The 6835-nt window shown below is 57.8% G+C and carries 7 protein-coding genes; 5 read left to right on the top strand and 2 right to left on the bottom strand.

Features of this window, described 5'->3' with window-relative positions:
• Positions 1-73 precede the first annotated feature (73 nt).
• A complete protein-coding gene (gene nusG / locus O3306_RS20420) occupies positions 74-613 on the bottom strand; it encodes a transcription termination/antitermination protein NusG (RefSeq protein WP_272010784.1) in 540 nt (179 codons plus the stop codon).
• Positions 614-616: 3 nt separating this feature from the next.
• Positions 617-1294, bottom strand: coding sequence for a sugar transferase (locus O3306_RS20415; RefSeq protein WP_272010781.1), 678 nt, complete (start codon positions 1292-1294; stop codon positions 617-619).
• 907 nt (positions 1295-2201) lie between these two features.
• On the opposite strand from O3306_RS20415, the gene O3306_RS20410 reads away from it, so the two are divergent.
• The 5 genes from O3306_RS20410 (at position 2202) to O3306_RS20390 (ending at position 6800) form a co-directional block, all read left to right on the top strand.
• Entirely contained in the window at positions 2202-3215 is a 1014-nt protein-coding gene (locus O3306_RS20410) for an NAD-dependent epimerase/dehydratase family protein (RefSeq protein ID WP_272010779.1), read from the top strand.
• A gap of 19 nt (positions 3216-3234) precedes the next feature.
• A complete protein-coding gene (gene tviB / locus O3306_RS20405) occupies positions 3235-4494 on the top strand; it encodes a Vi polysaccharide biosynthesis UDP-N-acetylglucosamine C-6 dehydrogenase TviB (RefSeq protein ID WP_272010776.1) in 1260 nt (419 codons plus the stop codon).
• 353 nt (positions 4495-4847) lie between these two features.
• Positions 4848-5225: a MarR family EPS-associated transcriptional regulator gene (locus O3306_RS20400; protein WP_272010774.1), complete on the top strand. Its 378-nt coding sequence runs from the start codon at positions 4848-4850 to the stop codon at positions 5223-5225.
• 76 nt (positions 5226-5301) lie between these two features.
• Positions 5302-5673 carry a hypothetical protein gene (locus O3306_RS20395; RefSeq protein WP_272010772.1) on the top strand — a complete coding sequence of 124 codons (372 nt, stop codon included), beginning with the start codon at positions 5302-5304 and terminating at the stop codon, positions 5671-5673.
• Positions 5670-6800 (top strand): glycosyltransferase family 4 protein, encoded by a 1131-nt coding sequence (locus O3306_RS20390; RefSeq protein ID WP_272010769.1) that lies wholly within the window; start codon positions 5670-5672, stop codon positions 6798-6800. Before O3306_RS20395 ends, O3306_RS20390 begins: the two co-directional genes overlap by 4 nt.
• The last annotated feature ends 35 nt before the right edge of the window (positions 6801-6835 follow it).

Here is a 6835-nt window from a genome sequence, read left to right as displayed (position 1 = left end):
TCGAATTGGCAAACGCACTCGTCCAGCAAAACCGCAAATGGACACCGAAAACAGCTTGATCAAGACGGATACTCTAGGGTGAGTTTGTACAGCGCTCCACGTCGGCAGCAGGCAGAACTGCCTTGGTATAGCTCCCCATGAGTTCAAACAGTACGTAGATGCGGCCCTGTTCGGGGATAGCTTCTATTTTGGCCAGCTTGTCAGCAAGGGGGCCAGAGACCACTCTCACTTGATCGCCGACTTCAAGCTCGGCCGGGGACTGCAGCTTGCCGTCTTCGCTGGTTCGCTGCCGCAGCGCCGCGACGATGTCCGGTGCGACTGGAGTGGGGTGCCCTGCTTCTAGCGCGACAAGTCGCGAGATGCCGTAGGTGGCGTTGATGGACCGCCAGTTCCGCCTGTTGTCCGACACTTTGACAAACAGATATCCCGGGAACAGTGGCTTGACGCTCTTTGTCCATCGCCCTGCGTGACGGCGTGTCTCCTCGCGCAAGGGCATGAAGCTCTCGTAGCCTTGTCGCGCAAGATTGGTGATGGCCCGGTCTAATCCACCGGGCTTGAGCTGGGCGAGATACCACGACTCATGGTCGATTTGAGCGCCCAGCTCAGGAGGCATGGCTCACCGTTGTCCGAACCCGGAGAACACAACTGCGAATGTCGCGGCGATGACATACAATTCCAACAGGAAGCTGGAATGCTTGATGTAAAAGCAGTCGTAGCGCGCTTTGCGCTGAACAGCTCGCGGGTTGTCGGCATAGCCGCCGCGGACCTGCGCAAGCCCGGTAATGCCGGGCCGCACGACAAAGCGTTTGTCGTAGCGGGGAACATCGGCGAGGTATGCGGTGGCGTGCTGGAATGCGTCCGGTCGCGGGCCGACAAGGCTCATTTCGCCCGAGAGAATGTTCAGGATGTTTGGCAGCTCGTCGAGCTTGGTGCGACGAAGCAACCGTCCGAGCCGCGTGATACGGTACTCGTCAAGTGGCGCGTCGGCTGCCCGCAAATCGGCATGGCCGCCTGTCATCGTGCGGAACTTCCATATTCTGAACGCTCTTCCATCCTGTCCCATCCGGACTTGGCGAAAGAAGACCGGCCCTGGGTTCATAAACGGATTGGCCAGATACAGAACGACCGTGAGGACCACCAGCATCGGCAAGGCCAAGACGGCAAAGACCAAGTCGACTGTGCGCTTGGCGAGGAAAAACCCTTTGCGATGATCGTGTACGGACGTGGCACGAGGCTTATACCCCCGTCCCTTGAGTGGGAACGCGACGCCGTAAGCAGCAGAATCACTCTTCAAAACAAAATACCCCCAGAACTAATTTAACTATGGCATCCCAACGTGCTCAAAATACCTCAAAATATTCGATTCGTAAGATTTTTATTAATATTGGAGTGAAAAGGGATTTTCATCAAGGGGATTCAGGGGGAATTTGGCGCCATCTGACCATTCAGCAGGCGACTGCTGCCGGTCGTTTCCAGGCGGGAAACAGTAGGATTTTCAACCTATTGGAGATACGATGCCGGATGCCCCCGTCGCGATGACCCGGCATATCGACATGCGACCACCTCTTCTGGTTTTGGCGCCCTTTTGAGGCATCTCTACCTGAAATGCAGGGGTATCAGGGAGTATCTAAGGCCCATAAGTTCCCGATTTTGCCCCAAGCTTACCGTCAAACTGCCCACAAAAAGCCACAAATCACCCACAACCCACGCGGGAGTGGCTCTGGGTTAAGCCCGGCGCGCGGGTGGATTCCCGTGTTGATTTGGGCCATCTGCCGCACAAAACCGACGCATGAAACCGATGGCAAAAAACCGCCAACACAAGGGGCGCCGCGGCTCCCCTGAAGGGCGTCGCAGGCAATTTCGGTGCGAATCAGTTCTCCCGGGATGCCTCATTCGACCGCTGATACATGCACAGTGATTTGCCATGTCCGGCCCGCCCCGGTGGCTTTCGTGGGCCTTGCGATCGCTTAGGAAAGGAGTCGATGCGGCGTGCATTTCAGCTTGACTGATCGTGGCCATATTGCAGGAGGCAGTCGAAATTCTCGGGGCGCGCAACAGGATCAACTGGACAAGAACCCAGAAATGGGCAGGGTTGGCGAAATATTCCTCGGTGGTTTTTTCTGGCCCACGGGTCTCTCAGCGATCTCGCGGCTGCCAGATCCTGACTGAGGCAATGAGTGACAACACATAGGATTGATATTTTGACGCGCGTTTTGATTACCGGCACAGCCGGGTTCATCGGATTCCACCTGGCGAAGCTTTTGCTGGCTGAAGGCTTTCGGGTTCATGGCTATGATGGGATGACGGATTACTACGACGTGACGCTGAAGCAAAAGCGACACGCCATGCTGCTGCAGAACGAAGGGTTCTCGGCAACCGAAGGTATGCTGGAGGATGAGGCCCTTGTGTGGTCCGTCGCCGAGGAGTTCAAGCCGGACGTGATCGTCCATCTCGCGGCTCAGGCCGGAGTGCGCTACTCGCTTGAGAACCCGCGAGCTTACCTTGACAGTAACGTCATCGGAACCTTCAACGTCATGGAGGCCGCCCGTAAGCTGGAGGTCAGGCACCTTTTGATGGCGTCAACGTCATCGGTATATGGCGCCAATCTGGACATGCCGTTTCAGGAAACCGAGAAGGCCGATACGCAGCTCACGATATATGCCGCCACCAAGAAGGCCAACGAGAGCATGGCGCACGCCTATGCGCATCTGTGGACCTTGCCGACGACGATGTTCCGGTTTTTCACCGTCTACGGACCCTGGGGGCGGCCCGACCTGGCGCTGTTCAAGTTTGTCGATGCCATTCTCGATGGCCGTCCGATCGATATCTATAACCATGGCGACATGCATCGGGACTTTACCTATATTGACGATCTCGTCCGGGGCATCCGGCTTTTGATCGACACGCCACCCGTGCGGCCCGCTACGCCAGAGGATATCGAAGAGGGCGACAGCCTGTCGCCGGTGGCGCCCTTCCGCGTGGTGAATATCGGCAATTCCGACAAGGTTCGGCTTCTCGATTTCGTGGATGCGATCGAGGACGAACTCGGGGTCAAGGCGATACGCAACTACATGGACATCCAGCCGGGAGATGTTCCTGCGACCTGGGCCAATGCGGAACTGTTGCAGAATTTGACCGGGTACCGTCCTCAGACTGATATCAAGGATGGCATTCGGGATTTCGTAAAGTGGTTCAGAGGTTACTATGACAAGTGAGAAGGCTTTCCCCGATAATATGAAGATCGCGGTCATCGGGCTCGGCTACGTGGGGTTGCCCCTCGCCGTTGAGTTTGGAAAGAAATTCAAGACGGTTGGCTTTGACATCAACCCGGCCCGCGTCGCGGACATTCAGAAAGGCCGGGACAACACGCGCGAAGTCTCGGAGGGCGAGCTTCGCGATGCGGCCCATTTGACCACATCGGCGAAGGTCGAGGACCTCAAGGACTGCACGGTATTCATCGTGACCGTGCCCACGCCCATCGATCGCTCGAAACGGCCAGACCTCTCGCCGCTGAAAGGTGCCTCCGAGACGGTCGGTAGCGTATTGAAGTCTGGCGATACAGTGATCTACGAGTCTACGGTTTACCCCGGCGCCACAGAAGAGTTCTGTGTTCCGATTCTGGAGCGCGTCTCGGGGTTAACCCTGAACGACGACTTTACCGTGGGCTATTCCCCAGAACGCATCAATCCCGGTGATACGGAGCGCCGGTTGCCGACGATCGTCAAGGTAACGTCGGGCTCCACGCCGGAAGCTGCGGAGCGGATCGACGCGCTCTACAATGCGATCATTCCGGTCGGAACCCACAAGGCGAGCAGCATTCGCGTAGCTGAAGCGGCCAAGGTCATCGAAAACACGCAGCGCGATCTCAATATCGCCTTGATGAATGAGCTGGCCATCATCTTTAACAAGCTCGGCATTGATACCGAGGCGGTCTTGAAGGCGGCGGGGACCAAGTGGAATTTTCTACCGTTCCGGCCGGGTCTGGTTGGGGGGCACTGCATTGGGGTGGATCCTTACTATCTTACCCACAAGGCAGAAGAGATCGGCCACCACCCACAGATCATCCTCGCCGGTCGGCGCCTGAATGACGGCATGGGGGCCTACGTGGCCAGTCAGTTGGTCAAGGCGCTGATCAACCGTCAAACTCAGGTCAATGGGGCCAAGGTTCTGGTGCTCGGTCTGACCTTCAAGGAAAATTGCCCGGATTTGCGGAACACGCGCGTGATCGACACCATCCGGGAGCTCGAAGAGTTCGGGGTGAATGTCGATGTGCATGACCCATGGGTCGACCCAGAGGAGGCCCGGGCGGAGTTCGGTATCCAAATGGCCGCAAAGCCAGATGAGGGCGCTTATGACGCCATTTTGCTGGCCGTGGCTCACACCCAGTTCCGGGACGCCGGGGTAGCCGAGCTTCGCAAATACGGTCGAGACGGGCACGTTCTTTACGACCTGAAATATGTCTTTCCGGCAGGCGACAGCGACCTGCGTCTTTGACGCAGGGCGCGGCTCGGCATTCTGAAACTTGGTGCGGTGACGGTCTGCGGCATTGCGGCCTTTTCACGGGGTAACATCGGCCTCACCGCCGGTAGGCCTCTCCAAAGGGTGCGCGATTTTGCGTAGCCTCGCCTGCGGTTCGGGCGACGGATTGGGTGCCGCGTGTGAAACGGAGTGTTTCCCGCGCCGCGCCATTTCCGCCGATAATTATCTGGCATTTCAACAGGAATCGTGTTCATCGTTCACTTATGAACTCAGGCGTAAGTCTTTGTTTGAGTAACCCTGAACTCACCTCTCGAGCTGGCATCGTGGCCAGTCTCGCTGCGGTAGCTATGATCTGACGCGTTTCGGCCATGTCTTCACACAGAGAACAGTTACAACAAGATGTGCGCTTTCGCATTCTGCGCCTGCTGGACGGAAATCCACAGATGAGCCAACGTGCGTTGTCGCGAGAGCTGGGGATCAGCCTGGGGGCAGTCAATTACTGTCTCAGTTCGCTGGCCGAAAAGGGCCAGTTGAAGATCCGCAACTTCCGCGCCTCGAACAAGAAACTCCGCTATGCCTATGTTTTGACGCCAAAAGGGGTTGCAGAGAAGACGGCCCTGACGAGCCGGTTCCTGCAGCGCAAGTTGGAGGAATATGACGCTCTGAAAGCCGAGATTGAAAGTCTGCAAGAAGACCTGGAGCTGGGTGCCGACATGGGGCCAGCGCCGCAGGTGACTCAAAAATGATGCAGGCATCTTTTGATCCCGCGATGATCTGGAATTATGAAAATGCGGACATGCACTCAAGGGAACTAGGCGGTTCATGGAACTGACGTGGCAGACAGCCTGGTACGAAAGCAAGGCGTGGATTCAGCGCGACCTTGGAATGTCGGGTGACACGTTGCATGTGCATTTCGGTCTGGCCTTGTTTCTCGCCTGCGCCTTCCTTTTGAGGAAGCGGCGCTACGGGATGCTCCTCGCTTGGGGTGTTGTGGCGGTACTTCAGGCGCTTAATGAAATCCTTGATGCCCGTGACTGGATAATCTGGACTGGATCGGTGAACTGGTTGGAAACCGCCAAAGACTTTGGCACGACGCTTTTCTGGCCCACTGTGCTTCTCTTGGCCTGGCGATGGGTTGGAGATCGAGAAAATGCAAATAGGTCTCAGACCACCTTGCGGGAGCCGCCCGCGTGAAGGTTCTCTTGACGGTCAATGCGGCCTGGAACATCTGGAATTTCCGGCGGCCGCTGGTTGCGATGCTGCTCGCCGATGGGCACGAGGTTATCGTCCTCGCGCCAAAAGATGATTCGGTCCCCAAGATCGAGGCGCTTGGCTGCTCGTTCCATCACCTTGAGATGAGCGTGCAGGGGCTCAACCCGCTGAAGGAGCCCAAGACGCTCCTGCGCCTGCGTCGGCACTTCCGGGAGCTGAAGCCTGACGTGATCCTGAGCTTCACGATCAAGAACAACATCTTCGGCGCAATCGCAGCGAAATCCGCAGGGATACCCTTTGTCCCCAATGTCACCGGTCTGGGCACCGCCTTTCTCTCGGGCGGCTTGCTGGAGCGGGTGGCGGTGATGCTTTACAAGACTGCATTCCGCAATCTGCCGGCGGTCTTCTTTCAGAATGAGGATGACCGAAATCTTTTTCTTGAGCGAGGCCTTGTGACGGACGCCCAAGCACGGTCCCTTCCGGGATCCGGCATCGATCTCGACTGGTTCGCGGCTGCTGCTTACCCGTCAGAGGAGGGGGCGCCCCACTTCCTGATGGTTGCGCGGCTGTTGCGTGACAAGGGTGTGCTGGAATATGTCGACGCTGCCCGCCGCGTGAAAGCACGACATCCCGAGGCTCGCTTTCAGCTTCTGGGCGCGACAGATGCCGAGAATCGGACGGCGATTGATCGGGAAACCGTTCAAGACTGGGAAAAAGAGGGTGCGATCGAATATCTCGGGACAGTAGATGATGTGCGGCCGATGATCGAAGCGGCGCAGTGCGTTGTTCTGCCATCGTATCGCGAGGGCGCCCCGCGAACTCTGATCGAGGCGGCATCGTTGGCCCGCCCGCTCATCGCGACGGATGTTCCCGGTTGCAGGGCGGTCGTGGACAACGGAAAGACAGGATTTCTTTGCAAGCCCCGGAGCGGGGAGAGCCTTGCCGAAGCCTGCGAGGCGTTCCTTGGCCTGTCGCCAGAGGAGCGCGCTGCACTGGGGCGCGCCGGGCGTGCGAAGATGGAGCGAGAATACGGCCAGAGCATTGTGGTAGAGGCTTACCGCAAGGTTCTTTGCGAGTTGCCACCCTCGGCAAACCGCAGGGCCACATGAAACACCCTTTCCTGACATTGGGAAGCCCCGACGGG

Origin of the sequence: Roseovarius sp. ZX-A-9 (assembly GCF_028369135.1) — a bacterium.
Lineage (GTDB): Bacteria > Pseudomonadota > Alphaproteobacteria > Rhodobacterales > Rhodobacteraceae > Roseovarius.
The sequence above is the reverse complement of the archived record's forward strand: the minus strand, read 5'-3'. Positions and strand labels throughout refer to the sequence as shown.

Bases quoted from the DNA above. Each gene is read 5' to 3' on its own strand.
- nusG (WP_272010784.1), bottom strand. From the start codon at position 613: ATGCCTCCTGAGCTGGGCGCTCAAATCGACCATGAGTCGTGGTATCTC.
- tviB (WP_272010776.1), top strand. From the start codon at position 3,235: ATGAAGATCGCGGTCATCGGGCTCGGCTACGTGGGGTTGCCCCTCGCC.
- O3306_RS20400 (WP_272010774.1), top strand. From the start codon at position 4,848: ATGTCTTCACACAGAGAACAGTTACAACAAGATGTGCGCTTTCGCATT.
- O3306_RS20395 (WP_272010772.1), top strand. From the start codon at position 5,302: ATGGAACTGACGTGGCAGACAGCCTGGTACGAAAGCAAGGCGTGGATT.